Annotated in this window: 20 protein-coding genes; 11 read left to right on the top strand and 9 right to left on the bottom strand. The window is 65.0% G+C overall.

The window, feature by feature from the left end; genetic code table 11:
• The first annotated feature begins 82 nt into the window (after positions 1-82).
• From IB268_RS12095 to IB268_RS12080, 4 genes are all read left to right on the top strand, one after another.
• Positions 83-583 carry a sigma-70 family RNA polymerase sigma factor gene (locus IB268_RS12095; RefSeq protein ID WP_192354300.1) on the top strand — a complete coding sequence of 167 codons (501 nt, stop codon included), beginning with the start codon at positions 83-85 and terminating at the stop codon, positions 581-583.
• Between the two features lie 3 nt (positions 584-586).
• Complete coding sequence (locus tag IB268_RS12090) at positions 587-1,552, top strand: FecR domain-containing protein (RefSeq protein ID WP_192354299.1); 966 nt, start codon at positions 587-589, stop codon at positions 1,550-1,552.
• A 146-nt stretch (positions 1,553-1,698) separates the two neighbouring features.
• Positions 1,699-4,029: a TonB-dependent receptor gene (locus IB268_RS12085; RefSeq protein ID WP_225588730.1), complete on the top strand. Its 2,331-nt coding sequence runs from the start codon at positions 1,699-1,701 to the stop codon at positions 4,027-4,029.
• Positions 4,029-5,138 (top strand): PepSY domain-containing protein, encoded by a 1,110-nt coding sequence (locus IB268_RS12080; protein WP_192354298.1) that lies wholly within the window; start codon positions 4,029-4,031, stop codon positions 5,136-5,138. The genes IB268_RS12085 and IB268_RS12080 overlap by 1 nt, the downstream gene beginning before the upstream one ends.
• Here IB268_RS12080 and arsH read toward each other — a convergent pair.
• The 6 genes from arsH to IB268_RS12050 all read right to left on the bottom strand — a co-directional run bounded on the left by arsH (position 5,135) and on the right by IB268_RS12050 (position 10,235).
• Positions 5,135-5,857 (bottom strand): arsenical resistance protein ArsH, encoded by a 723-nt coding sequence (arsH, locus tag IB268_RS12075; RefSeq protein ID WP_175164046.1) that lies wholly within the window; start codon positions 5,855-5,857, stop codon positions 5,135-5,137. The genes IB268_RS12080 and arsH overlap by 4 nt on opposite strands.
• Before the next feature lie 83 nt (positions 5,858-5,940).
• Positions 5,941-7,122 carry an MFS transporter gene (locus IB268_RS12070; RefSeq protein ID WP_119452101.1) on the bottom strand — a complete coding sequence of 394 codons (1,182 nt, stop codon included), beginning with the start codon at positions 7,120-7,122 and terminating at the stop codon, positions 5,941-5,943.
• Positions 7,123-7,125: 3 nt separating this feature from the next.
• Positions 7,126-7,482: a helix-turn-helix transcriptional regulator gene (locus tag IB268_RS12065; protein WP_054454415.1), complete on the bottom strand. Its 357-nt coding sequence runs from the start codon at positions 7,480-7,482 to the stop codon at positions 7,126-7,128.
• A gap of 71 nt (positions 7,483-7,553) precedes the next feature.
• Complete coding sequence (locus IB268_RS12060; RefSeq protein ID WP_192354297.1) at positions 7,554-8,222, bottom strand: imm11 family protein; 669 nt, start codon at positions 8,220-8,222, stop codon at positions 7,554-7,556.
• A 16-nt stretch (positions 8,223-8,238) separates the two neighbouring features.
• Positions 8,239-9,570, bottom strand: a complete 1,332-nt coding sequence (locus IB268_RS12055; protein WP_125471297.1) for an ATP-binding protein — start codon at positions 9,568-9,570, stop codon at positions 8,239-8,241.
• Positions 9,567-10,235, bottom strand: a complete 669-nt coding sequence (locus IB268_RS12050; protein WP_192354296.1) for a response regulator — start codon at positions 10,233-10,235, stop codon at positions 9,567-9,569. The genes IB268_RS12055 and IB268_RS12050 overlap by 4 nt, the downstream gene beginning before the upstream one ends.
• Positions 10,236-10,443: 208 nt before the next feature.
• Between IB268_RS12050 and dsbD the strand changes: the two genes are divergently transcribed.
• From dsbD to dsbG, 3 genes are read left to right on the top strand one after another with little or no spacing between them, the layout of a single operon-like run.
• Positions 10,444-12,276, top strand: a complete 1,833-nt coding sequence (gene dsbD / locus IB268_RS12045) for a protein-disulfide reductase DsbD (protein WP_192354295.1) — start codon at positions 10,444-10,446, stop codon at positions 12,274-12,276.
• The gene (locus IB268_RS12040) at positions 12,273-13,109 is read left to right on the top strand and encodes a TlpA disulfide reductase family protein (protein WP_192354294.1); all 837 of its coding nucleotides are present in this window, start codon (positions 12,273-12,275) and stop codon (positions 13,107-13,109) included. The genes dsbD and IB268_RS12040 overlap by 4 nt, the downstream gene beginning before the upstream one ends.
• A gap of 9 nt (positions 13,110-13,118) precedes the next feature.
• Positions 13,119-13,892, top strand: coding sequence for a thiol:disulfide interchange protein DsbG (dsbG, locus tag IB268_RS12035; RefSeq protein ID WP_125471299.1), 774 nt, complete (start codon positions 13,119-13,121; stop codon positions 13,890-13,892).
• A 62-nt stretch (positions 13,893-13,954) separates the two neighbouring features.
• Here dsbG and IB268_RS12030 read toward each other — a convergent pair whose 3' ends face one another.
• Positions 13,955-15,046 carry a DMT family transporter gene (locus IB268_RS12030; RefSeq protein ID WP_125471300.1) on the bottom strand — a complete coding sequence of 364 codons (1,092 nt, stop codon included), beginning with the start codon at positions 15,044-15,046 and terminating at the stop codon, positions 13,955-13,957.
• 188 nt (positions 15,047-15,234) lie between these two features.
• On the opposite strand from IB268_RS12030, the gene IB268_RS31320 reads away from it, so the two are divergent.
• The 4 genes from IB268_RS31320 to IB268_RS12010 all read left to right on the top strand — a co-directional run bounded on the left by IB268_RS31320 (position 15,235) and on the right by IB268_RS12010 (position 20,371).
• Positions 15,235-15,858: an MmgE/PrpD family protein gene (locus IB268_RS31320; RefSeq protein WP_175164030.1), complete on the top strand. Its 624-nt coding sequence runs from the start codon at positions 15,235-15,237 to the stop codon at positions 15,856-15,858.
• Positions 15,859-16,288: 430 nt separating this feature from the next.
• Positions 16,289-16,816, top strand: a complete 528-nt coding sequence (locus IB268_RS12020; protein WP_166738323.1) for a sigma-70 family RNA polymerase sigma factor — start codon at positions 16,289-16,291, stop codon at positions 16,814-16,816.
• Positions 16,817-16,819: 3 nt separating this feature from the next.
• Positions 16,820-17,833, top strand: coding sequence for a FecR domain-containing protein (locus IB268_RS12015; RefSeq protein WP_192354293.1), 1,014 nt, complete (start codon positions 16,820-16,822; stop codon positions 17,831-17,833).
• Positions 17,834-17,941: 108 nt separating this feature from the next.
• Positions 17,942-20,371 carry a TonB-dependent receptor gene (locus IB268_RS12010; protein WP_192354292.1) on the top strand — a complete coding sequence of 810 codons (2,430 nt, stop codon included), beginning with the start codon at positions 17,942-17,944 and terminating at the stop codon, positions 20,369-20,371.
• Positions 20,372-21,216: 845 nt separating this feature from the next.
• On the opposite strand, the gene IB268_RS12005 is transcribed toward IB268_RS12010, so the two are convergent.
• Complete coding sequence (locus IB268_RS12005; RefSeq protein ID WP_370540013.1) at positions 21,217-23,697, bottom strand: TonB-dependent siderophore receptor; 2,481 nt, start codon at positions 23,695-23,697, stop codon at positions 21,217-21,219.
• A gap of 103 nt (positions 23,698-23,800) precedes the next feature.
• Positions 23,801-24,802: a FecR domain-containing protein gene (locus IB268_RS12000; protein ID WP_225591364.1), complete on the bottom strand. Its 1,002-nt coding sequence runs from the start codon at positions 24,800-24,802 to the stop codon at positions 23,801-23,803.
• Positions 24,803-24,845 lie beyond the last annotated feature (43 nt).

The raw sequence follows: 24,845 nt of genomic DNA, 5'->3' as shown, positions 1-24,845 counted from the left end.
CATTTAGCCCCGCTGGCCGCCGGGCTGAATCCGGCCAGGCCGCCATTCCGTGTCATCGCGCTGCCTATCGGGGCGTTCGAGCATGTCCAAGCCCCTACAGCCGCTCCAGCTACTCTGCGAAAACCACTACGACTGGCTCTGCCAATGGTGGCGGCATCGCCTCGGCCATGGCCATGAGGCCGCGGACTTCGCGCACGACACCTTTCTGCGCGTGCTGCGCCATCCCGAGGAAGTCCGCACGCTGCGCCAGCCCAGGGCGTATCTGACCACCATCGCGCGGGGGCTGCTCAACGATCACTGGCGCCGCCGCTCGCTGGAACGCGCCTGGCTCGAGGCCATGGCCGCGCTGCCGCCCGAATTGGAAGCCTCGCCCGAGATGCTGCTGGGCGTGCAGCAAGCGCTGCAACAGTTGGACCGCATGCTCGGCAATCTGGCGCCGCAGGCGCGCGAGGTGTTCGTCCTGTCGCAACTGGAAGGGCTCACCTACGTCGAAATCGCCGCCCGCACCGGCTTGAGCGACCGCACGGTGAAACGCTACATGGCCCAGGGCTTCGAAATCTGCCTGACCATGCTGGATTCCTGACCCATGGCCGCCGCTGAATCCAAACCGCTAGACGCCTCCGTCATACGGGAAGCCGCCCGCTGGCTCGTGCGCCTGCATTCCGGCGAGGCCGGACCGGCGGATCACGCCGCCTTCGAACGCTGGCGTCACGGCCATCCCGAACGCGAGCTTGCCTGGCAACGCGCCCAGCGCCTGATGCAGCAGTTCGACACGGTGCCGGCCTCCGTGGGCGTGCCGCTCTTGACGCACCCGTCGCAGGTCAGCCGGCGCGCCGTGCTGCGTACGCTGGCGGTCCTGGGGGTTGCCGCGCCCGCCGCCTTGCTGACCTACCGCCTGTATGCGGAGCCGGCAGGCGCCTATCGCACGGCGGTGGGCGAAAACCAGGACCTGCGGCTGGCCGACGGCAGCCAGGTCCATCTGAATACCGATACGGCCATGGAGGTGGGCTACTCCGACGAAATGCGCCTGCTGCACCTGCGCGGCGGCGAAATCTATGTGCGCACGGCCGCCGACCCAGCGGGCAGGGCGCGGCCCTTCATCGTGGAGACTCCCCAGGGCCGCTTGCGCGCCTTGGGCACCCGGTTTGTCGTCCGGCAACTGGACGATGGCGACGCCCAGACCGAGCTGACCGTGCTGGAACATCGCGTCGCCGTCACCCTCGGGAATGGCAGTCCGGAGCGGATCTTCAATGCCGGCGAGTCGGTGCGCTTCACCGCCAATGCCTTTCTGCCGAACGCACAGGCCAGGTCAGACGCGCCCGGATGGACGCGCGGCGTCCTCGAAGCCGACAACATGCGCCTGGACGCGTTGCTGGCCGAGGTCTCGCGCTACCGGCGCGGCGTATTGCGCTGCGACCCGGCGGTGGGCGGCCTGCGGGTATCTGGCGTATTCCGCCTGCAAGACACCGACGCGCTGCTTGCCGTCGTGGCCAAGACCCTGGATCTGCGCGTCGTCACGCGTACCGCCTACTGGGTCACCCTGACGCGCTGAAAGCCGCCTGGTTTCACTCGCTTACAACTTTGCCGCTACGCCCTTGTCCCTTTTCCCCGCGCTCATCCGGCATACCGCGCATTGATGACCTGTAGGGATGTGACCAAGTGGCAGTCGTAGACAAAACCCAACCCCGCGTCCTGCGCTTGGCCGGATTGACACTGAGCCTGGCCGCTGCCTTCGCCGCCGCGCCGCCCGCCGCGGCCCAAAGCTCGGCCCCGGCCGCGACGCACGACTACCGCATCCCGGCAGGTCCCCTGGACCAGGCGCTTTCCGCCTTCGCCAAGGCGGGCGGCATCACCGTTTCCTTCCGGCCCGAGGACACGCGCGGACTGAGGACGCAGGGCCTGGACGGCAGCTATGGCGTGGAATCGGGGCTGGCCAGGCTGCTGGCCGGCACCGGCCTCGCCGCGGAGGAGCAGGGCGGCCAGGGATACGTGGTGCGCGCGCCAGCCCCTGCGGCCAAGGCCGTGCCTGCCGGCAACGCCAACACGCTGGAATCGATCCAGGTCAGCGGCGACTGGCTGGGCACCGGCCTGGAAAACAGCGTGCAGACCTTTGGCGGCGCCCGCACGCTGGTCAAGCGCGACGAGATCCAGAACAGCGGCGCCACCAGCGTGGCCGACGTGCTGCGGCGCGTGCCAGGTGTGCAGATCAGCGGCAGCACCAGCGCCAGCGGCAGCTCGGTCGGCCTGCACGTCGGCATCCGCGGCCTGAACCCGCGCAATTCATTCCGCACCACCATGCTGCTGGACGGCATCCCCATGGCCATGGCCCCTTATGGCCAGCCGAACCTGGTGATGTCGCCGACCAGCCTGGGCAACATCGAAGCCATCGACGTGGTGCGCGGCGGCGGGGCGGTGCGCTATGGCCCGCAGAACGTGGGCGGCGTAATCAACTTCAAGACCCGCTCGATTCCGACTGGCAGCGGACTCACCGCCGAGGCCTCCGCCCGCTACAACATCTTCAGCCAGGGCGGCACCAATACCCAGTACACCGGCTTCCTGGGCACGCAGTTCGAAAACGGGCTGGGCGTGGCGCTGATGTACTCCGGCATGGACGGCGAACAATGGCGCGATGCCAGCCATGACCGCTACAACGACGTGGCGCTGAAATGGCGCTTCGAGCTGACCCCGACGTCGGAAATCTACGGCAAGTTCGCCCATTACGACGTCAAATCGATGACGCCGGGCGGCCTGACGGTGGCGCAGTACCGCGACGATCCATTCCAGAACACCCATCCCACCGATTACTGGAAAGGGCAGCGCGATCAGGTCGACATCGGATACCTCAATTCGATCTCGGACACCCAGGAATTCGAGGCCCGGGTCTATCACTACGACAGCTCGCGCCAGAGTTCGCTCATCAATACCGCGACGGGCCGCAACGATTATCAGCCGCGCAACAACCAGGTACTGGGCATAGAGCCGCGTTACACGCAGCGCCTGGAATGGGGGCCGACCACGCACGACGTGACCATCGGCTACCGCTACATCCACGAAACCGGCCAGGACCGGCGCTATTCGGAATCCCTGGCCACGGGCCAACGCATCGGCGCGGCACAGGTCTTCGACAACAAGACCGAAGCGCACTCCATCTATCTGGACGACCGCATCGCCTACGGCAAATGGCGCGTCACGCCCGGCGTGCGGTATGAACACATCCGCACCAACCGCCAGCCCAGCGGCACCGCCAACGACACGCCGTTCGACCTGCGCAACAGCCGCGGCCTGCCTTCGCTGAACATCGCCTATCTGGTCGACGATGCGTTGACGCTCTATACCAACTACAACACCTCGTTCGGCGCGGTGCAGTACACGCAGCTGAACTCGATGTCGGCCTCCAATCCGCTCAGCCCGGAAGTCGCCAAGACCCTGGAAGCCGGCCTGCGCTACTCGGGCGAACAGACCCACACCGAGTTCACGGTCTTCAACCTGAAGTTCGACAACCAGATCCTGTCGATACCCGGCACCAATCCGGCCGTGTTCCGCAACCTGGGCGCCACCACCCACAACGGCGTCGAATTCGCCATCGACTACGACTTCGACAAGTCCGGCCCGCTCGCCGGCCTGAATCTCTACGCCAACTACACCTACGTGCGCGCCATCCAGAAATCCGGCGAATTCGAAGGCCGGGACGTGCCGTTCTATTCGCGCCAGACCGGCACGCTGGGCGGACGCTACATGCGCAACAACTGGACTTTCAACCTCTACACGACGGCACAGAGCGGCCAGTACTCGGACACCGCCAACACCGAAGAGGAGAACGCCGCCGCGACCAACGGCCGCGTGCCGGGTTTCAGCGTCTGGAACACGCAGCTCAGCTACAAATTGCCCCAATGGAAGGGCAGCGAGCTGGCGGTGGGCGTGAACAACCTGTTTGACCGGCGCTACTACACCCGCAACGTCGACACCAACGGCGGCCGCATGGTGGGCGCGCCGCGCATGGTCTACCTGCAGGCGCGCCTGGCCTACTGATGCCCAGGCGCATCTGGCTGCTCTGCCATCGCTGGGTGGCGCTGGGCCTGGGCGGGATCCTGATCCTGTCCGGACTGACCGGCGCCTTCCTCGTGGCCGCGCGGCCGCTGGACAAGCTGCTGCATCCGGAGCTCTTCCGGGCCGGCAACGCAGGCGGCGGCCAGCCCGCATCGTTCGAATCCATGCGCCGCAACCTGGCCGCCGAGTTCGGCCCGCAAGCCTCCTACACCTTCCGCCCGCCGCGCGAATCCGGCGAAACCATGCAGGTCAGGGTGAGGGCGCCCGACGCCTGGGACGGCACTGTCTATCTCGATCCGGCCAGCGGCCGGGAGCAGGGCAGAAGGGGAGAAGACGAGGGACTGGTCGCCATCGTCTACAAGCTGCACAGCGCCCTGATGCTGGATCGCACCGGCAAGGCCGTGCTGGCCTGGACCGCGCTGGCCTATCTGGTCCTGACGGTGTCAGGCCTGATCGCATGGTGGCCGCGCAAATGGCCGCCGTCCTTGCGCATGGTGTTCAACAAGGGCGCGCTGCGCGCCTTGTTCGACGTGCACCGCAACGGCGGCGCCATCCTCGCGCTGCTGCTGGCGGTGTGCATGGCCAGCGGCGCCTATCTGGCATGGCGTCCGATAGGCGGCTGGATCACGCTGGCCAGCGGCCAGCCCCCGGTCGTGGCGCCCAAGCTGCCGGCGCGGCCAGCGGGCGCCATCCCGCCGCGCTCCCTGGACGAATTGGCCGCAACCGCACAAGCGGCATTTCCGGACGGCGCGATCGGCTACCTGCTGTACACGCCGCGCATCGACCGCCCCTTGGCCATACGCATGCGCGTGCCCGACGATCCGCATCCAAACGGCAGATCCTCCGTCTGGCTCGACCCGCGCGACGGCCACGTATTGGCGGCACAGCGCTGGAACGAACTCGATCCCGGCGCGCGGATCAACTCCGTGCTGTATCCGCTGCATACGGGAGAACTGGGCGGAATTGCGGGAGTAGCCATGGTCGCGCTGCTGGGCCTGGGCTTGGGCGCGTTGGGCATCAGCGGGATCTGGCTGTGGTGGCGCAGGCGCGGATTAAAAGCCCAGGCCCGCGCCCGACTTGAATCCCCCTAGATGGACGCCTGCTTCATCCGGCGAGACAGATCGGCGGCCGCCTCCTTGCGCTCGCTATAGCGGTCCACCAAATAGGGCGAGGCATCCCGCGTAAGCAGGGTGAACTTCATCAGTTCCTCGACGACGTCGACCACGCGATCGTAGTAGGGCGATGGCTTCATGCGTCCCGCCTCGTCGAATTCCTGGTAGGCCTTGGCCACCGACGATTGATTGGGAATGGTCAACATGCGCATCCAGCGCCCCAGCACCCGCATCTGGTTCACGGCGTTGAAGGACTGCGATCCGCCCGACACCTGCATCACCGCCAACGTCTTGCCCTGGGTCGGGCGCACCGCGCCCACCGACAGCGGAATCCAGTCGATCTGCGTCTTCATCAATCCCGTCATTGCGCCGTGACGCTCGGGCGAACTCCAGACCATGCCTTCGGCCCATTGGACCAGCTCATGCAGCTCGCGCACCTTGGGATGGTCATCGCTGGCGTCATCGACCAGCGGCAGTCCCGAAGGATTGAACAGCCGGGTTTCGCCGCCCAGCGCCTGCAACAGGCGCGCGGCTTCCTCGGCCACCAGGCGGCTATAGGAGCGTTCGCGCAACGAACCGTACAGCAGCAGGAACCGCGGCGCGTGCGCGGCCCGCACGGCAGGAAACAGCCCGGCCTCGCCGGGTCGATGGAACAACGACGAATCAATGTTGGGCAAATCGGCCAGGGTTTCAGACACGGACCACCTCCGCGCCGATGCGGGTCTCAACGGTTTTCTGGATCAACTTCATGCAACACCTCTATACATACGACACTCAGATTTCAATCGGCCGACGCCCGCGCACGCAGCAGCAATAGCGCGGCAAAGGCGCCAAGCCCTATGCCCCCGGACAGCCACAGCGCGTTGACCCCCCAGCGGTCCAGCGCCACCCCGAAAAGAAATGGCGCTAGCGCCTGCGCCACCCGCGCCGGCATCATCAGCCAGCCCTGGCGCGCGCCATAGCCCTGGGGGCCGAACAGCACCAGCGGCAAGGTCCCCTTGGCAATGGTCAGGATGCCGTTGCCCGCCCCATGCAGGACGGCGAACACCGGCGCCATTACCGGACCGCCTCCCAGCAGCAGGGCAACGCCCGCCGGATGCGCCAGCGCAGCCAGGCGCGCGGACAACAAGGGATGAACCCGCCGCAAGAAACCGAATTCCAGCAGGCGGCCCGCCACCTGCGCCGGACCGATGAGCGCACCCACGGCCACGGCGGCTGCGAGCGTGGCGCCCGTGGCTTCCAGCATGCGCGGCAAATGCGTGGCCATCGCGGTGCTGATGAACCAGGTCGCCGCAAACACGAAGGCGAGGAGGGCAGTGGCATACCTCTGCTGCCGCGGCTGGGGGGCAGAGGAGGGGACATCCTGCACATTGTCCGCAGGCTCTTGCGTTCGTCCCGCGCCCGGCGCTTTCGGAAACCATGCGTTCAACGGCAGGCCGACCAGCAGGTGCAATCCTGCCCACCCCAGGCACGCTCCGCGCCAACCGAATTGGGTTTCCATCCAGGCCGAAAGCGGCCATCCCACCGTGCTCGCAAAACCGGCAATCAGCGTGATCCCCGTGATGGCGCCGCGGGCGTGATGGCCATACAGCCGCACCAGGCTGGAGAAGGCTGCTTCGTAGAGTCCGGCCCCCATCGCCACGCCGATAACCAGCCAGGCGGCGACCATCGTCCAGAGGCCCTGGGCGGCGCCCAGCAAGCCCAGCCCCAGCGCAAACAGCAGGCTCGTGCCGGCCAATACGACGCGCCCGCCATGGCGGTCGATCGCTAGTCCCGCCCAGGGACCGACCACGGCCGAAGCCACCATCGCAGCGGAAAACGCCGCATACACCGCCGGCGCCGACACCCCCAGGTCGCGGGCCATCGGATCCGCCAGCATCGCCGGCAGGTAATAGGAAGACGCCCAGGCGAGCGTCTGAGCCGTGCCCAGGGAGCCAACGACGCGTACGGGAGCGTCGAGCATGTATCAATGCCGCTGGAGGAGGCGGGATGGCGGGCTGCATGCCGCGCTGGCGCCGGTCTCGGCTCCCTCACCAGCCGCGCCCGCGCAGCAATGCTCGGTAAGGTATCCGAGCAAGCCATTCATCTGGGAGAAATCCGCGCGGTAGATCAGATTCCGGCCTTGCTGCTCGACGCTGACCAGGGCTGCGTGCGCAAGCTCCTTCAAGTGGAAAGACAACGCGTTGCGGGCAACGCCAAGCCCTTCGGCCATGACACTGGGTGTAAGGCCGTCGGGCCCCGCGACGACAAGCGCACGAAACACGCGCAGGCGTTGGGCATGGGCCAGGGCATTCAGGGCAGTAACGGCTTGATCTTCATTCATCAATCAATGATACAACAATTATTGAACTATTTATGCATGCAGGCCCGCCGCGGGCCTAAGTAAACGTGCCTCTAGATATCGGCTACATCGCGCAGCCGTACGCCGGAGAAGTTGGCCGCACTCAATGCATCAAACATCGCGCGGTCGCAGATGGGAGGCGCTCCCATGCGATCCTGGCGGAAGATATGGGCATCTCCCACCACGTCCTGTTTGAACACCAGGCTGGCTCCGCCGACGAGGCTATAAAGTTTCTCGTCCTCGCCGGTCTGATAGTTGCGGTCGAACTTGATCCTCACGCGGGAAGAGGCTTCATCCAGGGCGTCGAGTCTGCGCAGCACATTGCCTAGGTAATACTGAGGGGCGGGGCAGCCGTCAGCCAGGCTGAAGTCGCACGCCACAAATGCAAACGCCTCGGCGTCCAACTGCTCAAACAGTTGCTTCAAGGGCTCCGACACAATCCATATGCCAGCAAGCACCTCCAGATCGCGTGGCATTCCGCCTTTCTCCGGTACATGAACCAGGTGGGGACGCTCCGGATACTGATCTGGCATTCCATTAGGACGCGAGACGACATTCATCCCCGGATCGATCAGCTTCTCTTCGTTGGCGATTTCGATGCCGGGAATCCTGCCGTTTCCCAAGAAGCTGGCGTCGATCAGGAAAAATTCGCCCTTATGAGATGCGGCTTCGGCTGAAACTTCAATGACGGCCGGTTCGGTCACGGTGGCTCCAAAGTTCATAACACGCTCCTATCGGCTACGGACTGCACGGAAACACAAGTTCCGCGACCAAACCGCCACCTTCCCGGGGCTTGAGATGCAATGCTCCCCCGAACCGCTTGGCAATGGCATGCACGATCGAGATGCCAAGACCCGCGCCGTCGTTGCGGCTTCGGCCTTGGTCCCCGCGCCAGAAGCGTTGGCCAATCTTGGCTGCTTGATCCGCACTGAGCCCCGGCCCCCGGTCCGCCACGACGATGCGGCATTGTCGGGTTGGAGAATCGAAGCGGGCAACGACTTCGACAGGCATGTCATAGGGGGAGTAGCGAATCGCATTGTCCACCAGGTTGCGGATGGCAGCCTCCAGCATTTCGCGTGGAATGGCGCAGCAAGCATCAGCGCCGTCGACGGATACCGCCAGGCGCAGCCGCGCTTCGACAGTTGTCGCATCGATGACGCTGGCGATGACCTCCTGGATGGACGTACACCCGTTTTCCGAATTGGGCGATGCTTCGGCACGCGCCAGAATCATCATCTGGTCGAGCGTACCCCGCAGGCGCTTCACGCCTTCCTCGGCACTGCAGAGTGACGATTCGGCTTCTTCCCCTTCGGTCAACCTGGCCACTTGCAGGTGGGTATCGATCACGGTCAGCGGTGTGCGCAACTCGTGTGCCGCGGCGTCGGTAAACGCCCGCTGGCTGGAGAGTGCCAGGGATAAGCGTCCCAACAATCCGTTCATGGCATCCAGCACAGGACGAAGCTCGGTGGGCGGCTTTGCGACAGCGATAGGGGTGGTATCGTCCGTTTGCTTGGCCCGCAACTGCATGCGCAAGGCTTGCAGCGGCGCAAGGCCCTGCCCGATACCGATCCACAGGGCAGCCAGCCCGCCAAGAAGCGCGATCAGGAAGGGCACGCCAGCCGCAAACAGCAGCTCATTGATCAGCGTGTTCCTTTGCTCGACGCGATCCGCTGTCGTTATTTGATAACTGTCATCGCGAAGCACATAAATCCGCCACTCGTGTCCGGCGACCATGCGCGTGCTGTAACCGGCAGGCAGGCTGTCGAAATCCGAGGCCGGACTGCCGCTGGTGCGCGCCAGGACCTCGCCGCGCAGCGCGCGAATCTCGCAAGCGATTCCTTCGCTGCCGTTGACGCGGATGGCTTGCGTGAAATCCGTAGTCTTGGCGTTGGGATCTATGACAGACCCGGCAAGCAAGCCCGAGACCATGCGAGCCGACATAGCCAGGCGACCATCAAGCGTGCGGGCCAGGTCGGCGCGCACGCCCAGCATCATCCAGGCCGCCGCCGCCGCCCACAAGACCATGAGAGAAAGTCCTGCAATCAGGACTGCACGAAGACGCAAACTCATGCGTCGAGCCTCCAACCCAGCCGGAATCCCAATCCACGCGACGTTTCAATCACGTCAGCGCCAAGCTTGCGGCGCAGGTTGTGGATATGAACGTTGAGCGCGTTGCTGCTCACTTCCTCGCCCAGCCCGTACAGGCGTTCATTGAGTAGATCAGGAGGGATCCACCTCGCATTGGCCGCGGCCAGATGCGCCAGCAGATCCACCTCGCGACGCGATAGCGAAATGGCTTGGCCTCCCAACCAAGCCAGGCCGCTTTCGGGTTCCAGGCGCAAAGGTCCCGCCGTAATGGTCTGGGCTGCGCGCCCCTGTGTGCGCCTGACCAGCGCATGCAATCGCGCTGCCAGTTCGCGCAAGTCAAACGGTTTGGTCATGTAGTCGTCGGCGCCTTGTTGCAGGCCCGCGATCCTGTGGTCGATGGCATCCCGGGCGGACAGTATCAGCACGGGCAAACACGGTTCAATGCTACGCACGGCAGAGAGCAATTCCATTCCGTCACGGTCCGGAAGTCCCAGGTCGAGCACCAAGGCATTGAAGGAGTTTTCCGTTTGGGCGGCTTCAGCGTCAACGGCAGTGCAAACGTGATGCACCGTGATGCCATGCGCGCGCAAGCCAGCCACGATTCCTTTGCCGATCAGTTCATCGTCTTCTACCAGCAATACCCGCATTTGAATCCCGATCCGTTGCAACCCAGGGCCCATATGTTAGGCCAGAACTTTTCCGTCAAGAATGGCCGGCGCCTTGATTTCCGTTCGTTCCGCGCCTGCTTTCCCTTCTTTAGTTTCGGTTAATCGATCTCCTCCATCATGGCTGGATAAGCTCCCCTGCGCCTCAACATGAGGGCGGCTGGGGAAGGCCGACTATTGCCCCGGAGGAATGAGGTTGTTCGTATATCGACGAGTACTGGCCGTTGTGTTTCTGTTTTTTTTCGCCATCGGCAGTGCATGGGGGAGTGCAGGCCTGTTTTCCTGGCAGGAGGAGGCTGAATTTCTGGATCCTGTCGATGTATTCAAGCTGGCGCAGGTGCAGCAGCAGGGGACGGAACTGGCGGCGCAAGGACATATTGCCGAGAACTACTATGTCTATCGCCACTCGTTGAAGCTGGTTTCGGGGCAGGGCGAGGAAGTCCGCCTGGATCTTCCCCCTGGCACGCCCAAGAATGACGAGTTCTTTGGCGATACGGAAATCTATCTTGGAGATGCGCTGCGACTGCGTTTTCCCGCCTCCGTCACAGGTCCGTTGACACTGCATTGGCAAGGCTGTGCGGAAGGGGGCATCTGCTACCCTCCGCAGACCATGGCATTGAACTTGCCCGCGATGGCGGCGGGGGCAAGTAGCGCTGCCGAGCCTCCTGCCACCACCAGTCAGCCGGAGGCGGGCGCCGGCGCCGCAGCCGACGTCGCCGAGGACCAGGCTGCTGCCCAACGCCTGGCGACGCTGGGGCCGATCGCAGGCACATTGCTGTTCTTCGGCTTCGGCCTGCTCCTGGCTTTCACGCCTTGCACCTTGCCGATGATCCCCATCATCTCCAGCATGGTCGTGGGCGCTCAGGCCAGTCCGCGGCGCGCTTTTGTCACGTCCCTGTCGTATGTGCTGGCAATGGCCGCCACCTATGCCGCCGTGGGCGTGGCCGCCGGCTTGGCAGGCGCGAATCTCCAGGCGACCCTGCAATCCCCCTGGCTGCTGGGAGCGTTCGCGGCCTTGTTCCTGATTCTCGCCAGTTCCTTGTTCGGAATGTTCGAACTGCGCCTGCCGTCCGCCTTGTTGAACCGGGTCGGCTCCGCCAGCCAGGGGCGCGCGGGCGGAAACGTGGTCGGCGCTGCGGCGCTGGGCTTCTTGTCGGCATTGCTGGTCGGACCATGCATGACCGCGCCCTTGGCGGGAGCGCTGCTCTACATCAGCCAGACCGGCAGCGCGCTGTATGGCGGCCTGGCATTGTTTGCCCTGGGCCTGGGCATGGGCCTGCCGCTGCTGGTGATCGCCATATTCGGCGCCCGCGTACTGCCCAAGCCCGGCGCGTGGATGGATCGCGTGCGCATAGCGTTCGGCTACGTGATGGTCGGGATGGCGGTGATGATGCTCGACCGCTTCCTGCCGGCCACCCTGAGCCTGGTGCTCTGGGGGGCCTGGATACTGTCCATCGCCATCGGCCTGCTGGCCTGGCCGCAAGCGGTCGCGCAAAAGCTGCGCCTGATGTGGGCCTTGCGCACACTGGGAGCCATCGCAGGCCTGTGGTCCATTCTCATGCTGGTGGGCGCCGCGTCGGGCGGTGATTCACTGTCACAGCCGCTGGCGCACCTGCGCGCCGCCTCGTCGGCCGCCGTGCCAGCCATCGCCAACAAGCCAGCCTGCGTCGAGGCCAAGTCGGTCGAGGACGTGGACAGGCGCCTGGCGGACGCGGCCGCGCGCGGCCAATGGACCTTGATCGACTTCTACGCCGACTGGTGCATCAGTTGCCACGTGATCGAACGCAATGTATTCGGCGACCCCGCTGTGGCGCAGCGGCTGGCGCGCATGCAGGTGCTGCGGCCGGACGTGACGCGCAACGACGCAACGGATCAGGCCCTGCTCAAGCGCTGGGGCGTCATGGGGCCGCCCACGCTCATCCTGGTGGGACCCGACGGCACGGAGCGCCGAGACCTTCGCGTGGTGGGGGAGGTCAGCGCCGCTGATTTCCTGGCACGACTGAACAAGGCGGGAACGCCATGATAGGCATCGGTCCCTTCTCCATTCAAAGCATGGGCGTCTTCGCGGCTGTACTGTTTTCCTGGCTGGTGACCCGCGCGCTGGCCAAACGCCTGCCGGACGCTTCTCATCGGCTTGCCGGCGCCGTGCTGCTCGACGGCGTGTTTTGGGGCATTGTGGCGGCGCGCCTGGGATACATCGCCTTCTGGTGGGAAGACTACTTCGCGGCTCCCATGGCGCTAATCGCAATCGGGGATGGCGGATACTACTGGTGGGTTGGGGTGCCGGCCACGCTGGCCTTCATCTGGTGGCGGACCCGTACCATGCCGGCGCCGCGCCGTCCCATATACGCGGGCATATTGGTCGGGGTCGTGGCCTGGTTCGCAGGCGGCGCGCTGCTGCCGCTGCTGCTCGAGCCGCCGCGTCTGCCGGACTTGCAGTTGCAAACGCTGGATGGGAAGCCCATCGCGCTGAGGTCATACGAGGGCAAACCGCTAGTCGTCAACCTCTGGGCGAGCTGGTGCCCGCCTTGCCGCCGTGAGATGCCCGCCCTGGAACAGGCGCAGTCCGAGTTCCCGGGCGTCAGCATCGTCCTGGTCAATCAGGGGGAGGGCGCGCAACAGGCGCATGACTTCATCCAGAGCGAAGGCCTGGCATTGCGCAACGTCTTGCTCGACCCTGCGTCCGCGTCCATGCGGGCGGTGAATTCACGCGGCCTGCCCACGACCTTGTTCTATGACGCGCAGGGACGCCTGGTGGACACGCATCTGGGCGAGATCACCATGGCAGCCCTCAAGGACAAGATGTCGCGGCGTTTCGATATACCCCGAGACGGCATCCAAGATTTACCCAAGTAAGGAATGACCATGTTTGCATTGCGTATGCGTATTTCATCCATCGCAGCCATCCCGCTCGTGCTGGCAGCCGGCTACAGCCAGGCCCAGACCGGAGCCCGACCGCCGGCCATCCAGGCACTGGAAGCGCAAGGCCTCACCATCGTGGGAGAGTTCGATGTGGAAGGCGGCCTGCGCGCTTTCGCCGGCACGGCAGAAGACCGCCCCATCGCCGTCTACCTCACCAGCGATGGCAACGCCATCGTGGGCACGCGCCTGGACGCCAATGGCAAGCCCATCGACCGAATGAAACTGCGGGACCTGGTTGAAAAGCCGCTGGGCGAAAAGACGTGGAGTCAACTGGAATCCGCGACCTGGGTACAGGACGGCAAACCCGACGCGCCCCGCATTATCTACACTTTCTCCGATGCAAACTGTCCCTACTGCCACCAGTTCTGGGAAGCAGCGCGCCCCTGGGTGGACGCCGGAAAGGTGCAGCTTCGCCATCTGCTCGTGGGCGTGATCCGGGCAGACAGTCCGGCAAAGGCCGCGGCTATCCTTGGCGCTCCCGACCCAACGGCCGCACTGATCGAAAACGAACACAAGTTTGATCAGGGCGGCATCAAGCCTGCCGACAGCATTCCCGACGCTGTACTCCAGACCCTCGAAGACAACCACATGCTGATGCTGTCGAGCGGGTTCCGAGGCACGCCCGGCATCGTGGTGCGGGAGAGCGACGGCTCGGTCAAGAAATTCAGAGGCATGCCCCAGGGTGCGCAATTGGCCGAGGTGTTGGGGCCGCGCTGAATCCAAGACGGGATCCGCCTTGGACGCCAAGGCACGCAGGCGAGGAGGGCGGTGGCGAAAACCTATGCCTTCCGCGCTCGGATTCCATGCCCTGGCCCATGACGATGCCGGTGATGAATATCCGGATAGTGGGGATGCGTGTGCGTCAGCGCTTCATGGCGGTGCGGATGCGTATGCGGCTCCGCGCCATCCCAGGCAAAGGGATGCGCGTGCTGGTGGTGCTCGTCGTGCACGTGACGGTGGCTATGTTCCATGGCTTCGTGGGTATGTTCGTGCGCATGCCGTTCGCGCAGGTGCAACCACACGCCCAGCGCCATCAGGGCGGCCGCCGGCCAGAATAGAAGGCCCGGATTCTCGGGCCACAAGATGAAGGAAATGATCACCCCGACTAGCGGCGCCACTGAAAAGTAGGCCCCAGTCCTGGCGGTTCCCAGCGTTCTTAGCGCCAGGACGAATAGCGTCAGGCTCAGGCCGTACCCCAGAAATCCCACGACAAGACTGGCCCCCACCATGGTGACGGGCGGAAGTTCGGCGCCACCAAGCAGCGCCAGGATCGTACTGACCGCTCCGGCAGACAAGCCTTTCAGACCGGCGATCAGCATGGCGTCATTGGTGGCGACCCGACGCGTCAGATTGTTGTCTATGGCCCAGCAGAGACAGGCCCCAACTATGAGCAGCGCCCCGAGTGACGGCGCCGTGCCGCCCGGCTCCCAAGACAGCAGTACGCCGCCGAGCACGATCGCGACCATGCCGAGCACGATCTGGCGGTCGGCGTTTTCCTTGAACGCGCACCACGCGATGATGGCCGTGAGCACCCCTTCGATATTCAGCAAAAGCGAGGCCGAGGCGCCGCTCGTCTGGGTCAGCCCGAGCATCAGCAGCGCCGGGCCGAGCACGCCGCCTGTCGCAATCGCACCCGCCAGCCAGGGCAGGTCTGCGCGCGGAATCCGCAAGCCAGGCGCATCCCCCGGGCTGTGGCCGCGGCCGATGTGACGTAGCGCCAGCAGGATGCCGAGACCCAGCCCGCTGCCCAGATAGAGAAGTCCAGCCAGCAGCAACGGTGCGACGCCTTCGACCAAGGTTTTGGCGAATGGCGTGCTCGCGCCGAACAGGAGCGCCGCGGCCAGCGCGGGGGATGCTGAGCGGATCGACATGTGGACGTGTAGACGGCGGGAATGGCTTGGAGGACAAGCGTACGCCCATTTACTTGCGATTGAACGTGGAAGGCCAATCTCGCTAGATCTAGCACTTTACATAATACACATTATGCGCATAACTGGTATGTTTGGCGCTGTTGCGGGATCCCGGACGTCTGGTGCTTTATGACCGCAACAACTAGCTGGTGGTAGCCCCACTGGACTCATCGCAGATCATCGCCCGGCACGTCGCCGGCCTGGCGTTCCAGGACCTGCCGGCATCCGCCGTCGAAGCGACCCGCAGGAACCTGCTCGACACGGTCGGCGTGGCGATCGCCGGCGCCACCGCGCCCGGCTGCGCCGCGGCGGTCGGCGCCATACTTCGACGACACGCACGACCTCGCGGTCCTGCATGCGGGCGTATCGGTGGTGCCGGCCGCGCTGGCGATGGCGGACCGCATCGGCGGCGTCAACGGCGAGGACCTGGCCGTGGCCGTGACGGCGGCCTGGACCTGGCCTGCCGGCTGGGCGTGGCGACGCGGGTCTCGCCCGTGGTCCGTGGCTGGGCCTACACCGCCACCCATAGGCTGTTCGGCGCCACCGCGGCGGCGGCCCGGCTGCTGAAGCTGGACGCGGAACGAACCGGCCATGCCTTGGGGTTAGGTGCCAGGTCTCGGTTGGACGGTGGCAACGGCAGAGATGTGCACTTGAGATCGATGACGCCACGACTTAAAAAGATGAACGTTAGTCCGGCATCACGGCCCGCTGTGCAATGGCATTTTCTGGGAACATGGTGGGCGTTCAGCCGTCACGCATCAATAGGATGCTGAGCCCACACCTACTCAAGATGATTTCGCCGGATGCATATGTCGGAATGACCGCAACATGGCGAAGTCCGACCCCACAACCTTGCAAATCCACCGGCAGCAACCGCTGCGGAGCAGTCGTTCGCGGACAGACTACGAGTGGCCACTGCGGGTCGAAAGCGGAAATTGCTTGCAGAGGCGGGGAAGACCGCCGCTACGTAGCCAGCTGCGGCAGCACCACCGCGTGCTACTGGGCCAGGAACGTCAGGTGTACGGCACGGTCAGCTATCGCTGGTAGGCCGCATCGGACGGCGCGTCCGGCCCTCTCGCCGGCGCGCTGTCGCCCAACGGAGCGCGCGTTCGCCGCGCCCGCATTCCCTACGCCCTTGCGTGATGCCGTGCTTTTGTATTAAAGTTGAAAACCATTCTCATTTACATAAAGGCACGAGGAAGCGTGGTGGGCACTGATTCGGGCGTACAGCAGCAATTTCATTTGCTGTACCGCGATCATCATTCCTGGCTTTTTAGCTGGCTACGCAGACGCATGGGTTGCACCCATCACGCGGCAGATCTCGCTCACGACACGTTTGAGCGCTTGCTGGCCTCGCGCGACGCACTGCTGGGCCAGCCGCTGGGGCTGCAAGAGCCGCGTGCCTACCTGACCACCACCGCCAAACGCCTGCTCATCGACCGGGCGCGCCGCGAGCTGCTCGAACGAACTTACCTGGCCGAGCTCGAACGGCTGGCTCCGGAACTGGCTCAGCATCCCTCGCCCGAGCAATTGCTTATCGCCATGCAGGCGTTGGAACAGATCTGCCAAGCGCTGGAAGGCGTATCCGCCAAGGCCCGCGCAGCCTTCCTGCTGCACTACCTTGAAGGCCACACGCACGCCTACGTCGCCGGGCAACTGAAGGTCTCGACCAAGATGGTGCAGAAGTACCTGGTCCAGGTGCTGTTGCATTGCCATCAACGGCTTGCCTGAACCGTGGCTGCGCCCTCGCCTGCCTCGGTTGCCGCACAGGCCGCGCAATGGATCGTCCAGCTTTCCTGCGACGACGCCGCGCAACGGCGCGCGGCCAGGCAGGCCTTTGAAGCCTGGAAGGCGGCAGACCCGCTCCATGCCACGGCCGCGGAACGCATGGAGGGCCTGTTGGACCAAGTAGACGCGATCCGCGTCGGCGGCGTGGGTGAACCGGGCAGCGCCGCCCTGGCCGCCGCGCTCAATGCGCGCGGCAAGCGCAGCCGCATCAAGAAATACGCCGCCGCCGCCCTGCTGGGCTGCGTCCTGGCCGCGCCCGCATGGCTGACGTTGCAAGCCTATCCCCCCTCCTGGCTGATGGCCGACCTGCGAGCTACCAGCGGCCAATGGAGGACGCAGGTTTTGGACGATGGCACTCGCATCAGCATCAACAGCGGCACTGCCGTCAATCTCCGCTACGACTCCCGGCTCCGGGCTTTGGAACTGATCCAGGGCGAGATTCTGGTCGAGGTCGCCAAAGATGCCACGCGCCCCTTCCTGGTCGAAACCCGGGACGGAACCATGCGCGCCCTGGGCACGAAGTTCGTCGTCAGCCGCGAGGACGGCGCAACGCGATTGAGCGTGCTGGAATCGCGCGTATCGGTCCAGACCGACGCGCAACGCCGCGGCGGATCGCGCGACGCCACCGTGGTTGAAGCCGGCCAGGCCGTGCGGATCCGTCGAAACGGCCTGGATCCAGTGACGGAGATCGACACCGGCCAGATCGAAGATGGCTGGAAGCAGCACCGGCTGTTCATACACGATCGTCCGCTCGCCGAGGTGCTCGACACCCTGGCGCGCCATCGCAGCGGCCTGATTCAGTACGACGCCCACGCGCTAGCCAGCATCCGCATTTCGGCGGTGCTGCCTCTCGATGACACAGATCGCGCCATGCAGCTGCTGACAGCCAATTTGCCGACGCTGCGCGTGCGCAGCTTCACTCCCTATTTCCTGCGCGTGGACGTGGCGCCGGGAGACTGAACCGGGCGGTTCCGGACCCTCAGGCACGCGAATTTTTTTGGACAGCAGGTTCCACTTCCGAATTCTCGTTCGTCAAACCAAAAGACATCACGAACAGGAATTCCCGATATGGCCCTGCCCCGCATCACCGCGCACCCCGTTTCTTCCCGCCAGCCCTACCTGCTCCGCCACCTGCCGCTGGCCGTCGCCCTGGCGCTCGTCGCCCTGCATCCGCATGCTGCGCGGGCCCAGGCCGCAACAGGCATGGCCGTCACCCAATACGACGTCCCGGCCGGTCCGCTGGCCCCGGCGCTGAACCGTTATGCGCAGTTGTCCGGCGCGGACATCGTGGTCGACACGCGCAATCTGCAAGGCCTGACGACCCAGGGGCTGCAGGGCAGCCACACCGTTGCCGGCGGCTTCGACATCCTGCTGCGCGGCACCGGCTACAGCGCCAGGCAGACCCCCGCCGGCTACGTCATCGAGCCCGAACCGCGCGCCAGCGCCGTTACGCTGGAATCCGTGCGCGTGGACGGCGACGCGTGGCGCAACGCCACCACCGAAGAAACGGGCTCCTATGCCGCGCGCGCGGTCACGATCACCAAGGGCGCCCAGACCCTGCGTGAAATACCTCAGTCGGTATCGGTGATGACCCGGCAGCAAATGGACGACCAGGGCCTGACCACGATCGCCGACGCCATGGGCTATGTAACGGGCCTGACGGCCTCCGACTATGAAGACACCGAGAAATTCAATGCGCGCGGGTTCGGCACCAGCGCGCAATACGACGGTCTGCCTCAGCAGGCAGCCAGCACCAACATGGATCTCGCCATCTACGACCGCATCGAGATCCTGCGAGGCCCCACCGGCCTGCTGACCGGGACGGGAGAACCTGGCGGAGCCATCAACTACGTGCGCAAGCGTCCGCGCGCCGAGAGCCATTTTTCCGCCTCCGTCTCCGGCGGCTCCTGGGACCAGTACCGTCTGGAGGCCGACGGCGGGGGTCCGCTCAATGAATCGGGCACGCTGCGCGGCCGCCTCGTCGGCGCCTACAAGGACGAAAACAAATTCTATGACTGGGGACGTTCGGAACCGCGCACCTTTTACGGTGTGCTGGAATACGACCTCGCGCCGCGCACAACGATCGGCGTGACCGCTACCTACAACGATCGCCGCTTCCGCAACTTCAACGGCCTGCCCCTTTACTCGGATGGCAGCGTGCCAGATCGCGACGCGTATGTCGGCCCGTCGAAAATGTCGGACATGTCGACCTATGACGTCGGGACCGACCTGACACATCGATGGAGCAATGGCTGGGAATTCAAGGCGGCCTATCTGCATCGCGACACGCGCTATCGCGGCTATTCGGCGTTTACCGGCAGCCGTATCGATATCGACACCGGCCTGGCCGCCGGCATGTCGGTCGGACGCATCGCGAACGACTTCAAGTGGGATCAGGGCGACGTCCACGTGTCGGGGCCCGTCTCCCTGTTTGGACAGGAGCACACGCTCACGCTGGGCTACAACTACGCGCGCTCTGACGAAACGACCGGAAGCCGCTTCAGCTACATCGAGAACGTCGCACCGCTGACCGATCACGACTTCGATCAGGAATACGCGCTGCCGGTAATCAATCGCAACAACACCATCACCACGCAATCTGGCATCTACGCCTCGGGGCGATTCAAGCTGGCCGAGCCGCTGAGCCTGATCCTGGGGGGCCGCTGGACGGACTACCGCCAGAAAAGCCGCCCGGTGTCGCCACGGACCGGAGACTGGGAATACAGCGCGGCCAATACGAAGGACGAATTCACGCCGTTCGGCGGCATTGTGCTGGACCTGAATCAACAGGTCTCGGTCTACGCCAGTTATACGGACATCTTCGTGCCCCAAAGCGAGCAGGACTACACGGGGCAAACGCTCAAGCCGCGCAAGGGTTGGCAAACCGAAGCCGGCGTCAAGGGCGAGTTCTTCGATGGCCGCTTGAATGCATCGCTGGCGATGTTCCGGATTCGCGACCAGAACCGCGCCATTACCGATCCGGACCACATCGGTTGCGGCGGCACGCCCACCGGTTCGTGCTCGCGCGCGGCCGGCCTGGTGCAAAGCCAGGGTTGGGAAGCGGAAATCAGCGGCAGCCCCTTGCCGGGCTGGGACATAGCCGCCGGCTATACCTTCACCAACGCAAAATTCCTGCGTGACGCCGACGCCGACAACGTGGGCCAGCGCTTCGCTGCCGATGTTCTGCCCAAGCACCTTTTCAAACTCTGGACGCAATACCGGTTCCAACCCCGCGATTTCAACGGCGCGCTGAACGGCTGGCGCGTCGGCATGGGCTTGCAGGCGCAAAGCGATGTCTACACCTCATCCATGCGCCAGGGCGGCTACGCGGTTGTCTCCGCGCGCCTGGGCTACCAGATCAACAAGCAATGGGACGCCGCGCTTTCGATCAGCAACCTTTTCGACCGGGAGTACCTGCGCACGCCGGGCTACGACATTTTCTACAACCTCTATGGCGCGCCGCGCAGCGCTATCCTGACGCTGCGCTACACGATGTAGCGTCTGGTGGAGATCCGCAAGCCTCGCGCAGCGCCGCCGCGATGTTTCCACGCCAAAGCCTTGCTTGCGCGCGGGGTAAACCCTAGGAAGACGGTGTTTTCGGGCGTCCGCCCGACGAGATCCTGGCGACTGGCGGCTTCGCGGCAAGCGCGCAAGCGATAGGCGCGCCAACCGGAACAATTGACACACCATTGCAAATAAATCTCAATATATTTCACGCTATCCGCCCGACCGTCCGCGTTGGGAGGATGCCGGCACTGCCCCCTCCCTGGGCGCTTTTTTCCTTGTCTCTCTCCCTGCGGCCTGCGCGCGCGTGCGCCCGATTCATCGCCGGAGCCATACCCTGTACGACGGATGCTCCTCCTCCAAATTCCGGTGCTAAAGATGAACACGCCACGGGGGAACGCGTCTGCAGGCAATTCAAATCCCGACGCAGGCGCGCCGATCTTGGAGGGAGACTCTATGGCCTCAAGCACTCGACTAGCGGACGTCATCGTCAAGCTGCCAGATCGATCGACCTGCCTCGTACAACGTCGCCTGGTCATCAAACGCAGCGATGCGCCCCCACCAGAGCCGCAATACATCTGTTCATTACCATCGGGCGAGCCTGTGACATGGTTGCGCGATGGGAAGTATCGGCTGCCAGACGGCACCGTCGCTGTCGCGGTCGCTCATCGACGACCCAGCAAGTAGGTATCAAAGTCCATCGCAGTCGACATTGCGCTGCTGATGGCACGCTGCATTACCTGATGTCCGCCGTGATCGGCTATCCGGCGCATGCTTTGCTGACCGGCGCGGAAAGGCTAGGGCATGATATCGCGTCGCCCCCCCCGCCCGCGCAAGCATCAGAACCGCCCGCGCAACGTCAGCATCATGTTGCGCGGCGCGCCGTAGTTGTTGCGGTTCTCGACATAGCCCGGATACTCGTAATACACCTTGTCGAACAGATTGTTCACGTTCAACGCAGCCGTCCAATTCGACGTCACGTCATACGCGACCCGCGCGTTCCACACGCTGTACGACGGCCGGCGCACCTTCGAGATGCTGTTGGTCAGCGCGCTCTGCCAATTCACGCCCGCGCCCACGCTCAGGCGGTTCAACTGGCCGGGCAAGCGGTATTCGCTCCACAGACGCAACAGGTGCCGCGGCGTTTCCTCGCTGAAAGTCTGGCCCTCGCGGTCCGGATCGCTCAGGTATTTATTGCTGTTGAATGTATAGCCCGCCGCCACTTGCAGGCCCCGCATCAGCTCGCCGCTCATCTCCGTCTCGAAGCCCTGGCTGCGCACCTTGCCCGCCGCGCGCGAACAATACCCGCCGTTGCACACCGGCCCGGCCTCGTAGTCCTGCACAGCGCGGTTCTTCTGGTCGATGCGGTACAGAGCGAACGACGTGTTCAGCTTGCCGTCCATCAGCTCGCCCTTCACGCCCACTTCGTAGTTCGCGCCGACGATGGGCTTCAAAATGCTGCCGTCCAGCGTAGTGGCCGTTTGCGGCTCGAAGATATCCGCATAGCTGGCGTAGGCCGACCACTGCGGCGTCAGCGCGTAGACTAGCCCCACCATGGGCGTGAACTCCGCGCTGGCCTTGGCGGTACTGACATCGTCCCACGTGGCGGCCTGCGTGGTATAGCGGCTTTCAAACCAGCTGAAGCGCCCGCCCGACACCAGCGTCAGGTCTTCCGTCAGGCTGCTGCGCAGCTGCGCATAGACGCCTTTCTGCACATGCGGTTCATAGCGCGACGTGCGCTGAGAATCCGGAAAGCTTCCTGGCTTGGGCACATGCGGATTAGGGTGGAACACATCCAGCGGCAGATAGTTGGACGCGTACTCGATGCGGTCCTTCGACGTCAGCCGCGACATGCTCACACCCACCGTCAGGTCCTGCGCCATGCCCAGCACCGTGAAGCGGCCGTTCACATTCGCATCAAAACCAATGTGCTCCGCCGACTTGTCGTAATTCCACGCATTGCGCATCGGCCCCATCAAGGTCACCGGGTCCACCGCGCCCGTCGCGTCCAGCGCCGAGGTCAGGCTCGTCTCCTTCACGTAGGTGGCCGCCACGTTCACGCGCCAATCGCTGTTGAAGCGATGTGTCAGGTCTGCAAACACCTGCGTCTCATCCCGGTCCCACTGGTTCCAGTCCGCGCCCAGAAAGGTAGACCGCTTCAGCCCCAGCGAACTGCCGTCGCTATATCGCGGCAAGCCGCCGAAGAACGGCGTGGACCGCAGGCGCGACACCAGCACGCCCGCGCCCACCGTCGTGCTGGGCGACAGGTCGTAATCCAGCGCGAAGTACAGATTGGTGTTGCGCTCCTTCACCACGTCGATGAACGAACCCTTGGAATCCAGATCCAGCACCGCCCGCGCCCGCAGGCTGCCATCCGCGTTCAAGGCCCCGCCCGCATCCAGCATACCTCCCACGTGGTCCCACGAGCCCGCGCGCGCCTCCATCAACACCTGCGTCTCGGCGGTAGGGCGCTTGCGCACCAGGTTCACCGAGCCGCCCGGCTGCCCCGCGCCTTCGAACAGGCCCTGCGCGCCGCGGAACACCTCCACCCGGTCCAGATACGCCGTGCTACCGGTGAAGCTATTGCCCACCGCATAGAAACTGCGCGACAGCGGCACGCCGTCGTATTGGATATTTGTGATCTTGAACCCGCGAGAATAGAAATTGCGCCCGCCGTCGGCCACCTCGCTGATTGTCACGCCCGTGGTGTTCTCCAAGACCTCGCTGATGGTCGACAGGTTCTGGTCATCCAACCGCTTGCGCGTCACCACCGTGACCGACTGCGGAATGTCCTTCAGCGCCTGCTCGGTCTTGCCGATGGTCGCCATGCTGGACCCGTAAGACTGCGTGCCCTCGGTCTGCGCATGATAGGCGCCCGTCACCAGCACCGGCGCCAGCGTGCTGGTGGCGGACGGCGCCTCGGCTTCCACACGGATACCGCCGTCCACATTCACCGCGCGATACCCCGTGCCCGTCAACAGCGCGCGCAAGCCATCCGCCACGCCATACTGGCCACTCAGGCCCGCGCTGTGCGCCCCGGTCAACTGCGACGAGGAATACCCCAACGAAATCCCCGCCTGCCGCGCAAACGCGGCCAGCGCGTCATTCAACGGTCCCGGCGCAATCGCGTACACGCGGGCCGATTCGGACTGCGCCGCCGTGGCCGGCGCGGCCTGGGCGTAGGAGAGCGACGGCGCCGACAAGGCGGCCAAGGCCGCCGCCAACGGCAGCAGCACGGTAAAGAAGGGATGGGGGCAAGCGCGCAAGCAAGCCCGCGCGCCGGACGACGGCGTCGCGGCCCGGAGACGATGGGTCTTCACGAAAGGGATACTCCAATGAGGGTCGGTCGGTGCTGGGCAGTGCGCACTGCTACAACCGATATGACGAACGAATTCGCCCATCCCCTCAGATTTTTTTGTTTGTTCAGCCCCGCGCCCGTTCCGGCGCCCGTGCGCGTGCCCGAACCCGCGTCACCCGCCCGCCCCACCACAAGCGTCCCGCCTGCGGCTCCACCGGCAGAATCTGACGCAGCAGCGCCAGCACCTTGCGCGTATCGTCCAACTGGAACACCCCCGACACCGGCAACCGCGCCACCGCCGGGTCACACTCGATCGCCCCGTGATAGCGCGACAGCTCCTGCAAGAAGGCGTCCAGCGGCATATCGCGCACCGACAAGGCCCCCTCGACCCAGGCCCCGCCATCCATCACGCGCCCCTCCACCGGCACCAGCGCCCGCACACCTTGCGGCGTCATCCGCGCAGACTCCCCGGCCCGCAGCGTCGCGCCCGCCGTCTCGCCCGCGCCATCGCGCGGCAGCAACGCCACCGCGCCTTCATCCACCGCCACCTCGCTGCCGTCGTCCCACTGCCGCACCCGATACCGCGTTCCCAGCGCGTGCGCCCGCCCGTCGCGCGTCTCCACGAACAGCGGCCGCGACAGCGGGTCATGCCCAGAAATCACATACACCTCGCCCACCAGCAAACGAATGCGCCGCACTGGCCCGCCGTAATCGATATCGACCGCCGTCTCCGTATTCAGCACCAGCGTCCCGCCATCCGGCAGCGCGACGCGACGCCGCTCGCCCCGCGACGTAGACACATCGGCCAGCGCCTGCCGCACCGCAGGCACATCCCCCGCCCGCCACGCCACCCAACCGCCCGCCGCGAGCGCACCCAGCGACATCAAGGCCTTGCGGCGCGACCTCCGTGCCTGTGCCGCCTCTGTCTGCCGCAGAATCCGCGCCGCCGCCTCGCCCGGCATCTCCACCGCTGGCCCCTGCAAACGCGCGCCCAGCGCCTGCAAACGCTCCCACACCAACGCATGCGCGGGCTGCGCCCGCAGCCAGGCATCGAACGCCTGCCACGCCGACGCATCCGCCGTGTTGTATTGCAGCTTGATGCGCCAGCGGATCGCTTCGTCCAACATCGCCCGATCCACCGCGCCCTCCGCGCCGTCCTCCGGACGCGCG

It is taken from the genome of Achromobacter sp. ACM01 (assembly GCF_014851745.1).
Taxonomy (GTDB): domain Bacteria; phylum Pseudomonadota; class Gammaproteobacteria; order Burkholderiales; family Burkholderiaceae_B; genus Achromobacter; species Achromobacter aegrifaciens.
The sequence above is the reverse complement of the archived record's forward strand: the minus strand, read 5'-3'. Positions and strand labels throughout refer to the sequence as shown.

Excerpts from the sequence above, each read along its gene's own strand:
- IB268_RS12050 (WP_192354296.1), bottom strand. The coding sequence starts at position 10,235 with ATGCGGGTATTGCTGGTAGAAGACGATGAACTGATCGGCAAAGGAATC.
- IB268_RS12060 (WP_192354297.1), bottom strand. The coding sequence starts at position 8,222 with ATGAACTTTGGAGCCACCGTGACCGAACCGGCCGTCATTGAAGTTTCA.
- IB268_RS12010 (WP_192354292.1), top strand. The coding sequence starts at position 17,942 with ATGGCCCTGCCCCGCATCACCGCGCACCCCGTTTCTTCCCGCCAGCCC.
- IB268_RS12070 (WP_119452101.1), bottom strand. The coding sequence starts at position 7,122 with ATGCTCGACGCTCCCGTACGCGTCGTTGGCTCCCTGGGCACGGCTCAG.
- IB268_RS12040 (WP_192354294.1), top strand. The coding sequence starts at position 12,273 with ATGATAGGCATCGGTCCCTTCTCCATTCAAAGCATGGGCGTCTTCGCG.
- IB268_RS12065 (WP_054454415.1), bottom strand. The coding sequence starts at position 7,482 with ATGAATGAAGATCAAGCCGTTACTGCCCTGAATGCCCTGGCCCATGCC.
- IB268_RS12095 (WP_192354300.1), top strand. The coding sequence starts at position 83 with ATGTCCAAGCCCCTACAGCCGCTCCAGCTACTCTGCGAAAACCACTAC.
- IB268_RS12055 (WP_125471297.1), bottom strand. The coding sequence starts at position 9,570 with ATGAGTTTGCGTCTTCGTGCAGTCCTGATTGCAGGACTTTCTCTCATG.
- IB268_RS12000 (WP_225591364.1), bottom strand. The coding sequence starts at position 24,802 with ATGTTGGACGAAGCGATCCGCTGGCGCATCAAGCTGCAATACAACACG.
- IB268_RS12030 (WP_125471300.1), bottom strand. The coding sequence starts at position 15,046 with ATGTCGATCCGCTCAGCATCCCCCGCGCTGGCCGCGGCGCTCCTGTTC.
- IB268_RS12080 (WP_192354298.1), top strand. The coding sequence starts at position 4,029 with ATGCCCAGGCGCATCTGGCTGCTCTGCCATCGCTGGGTGGCGCTGGGC.
- IB268_RS12090 (WP_192354299.1), top strand. The coding sequence starts at position 587 with ATGGCCGCCGCTGAATCCAAACCGCTAGACGCCTCCGTCATACGGGAA.
- dsbG (WP_125471299.1), top strand. The coding sequence starts at position 13,119 with ATGTTTGCATTGCGTATGCGTATTTCATCCATCGCAGCCATCCCGCTC.
- dsbD (WP_192354295.1), top strand. The coding sequence starts at position 10,444 with ATGAGGTTGTTCGTATATCGACGAGTACTGGCCGTTGTGTTTCTGTTT.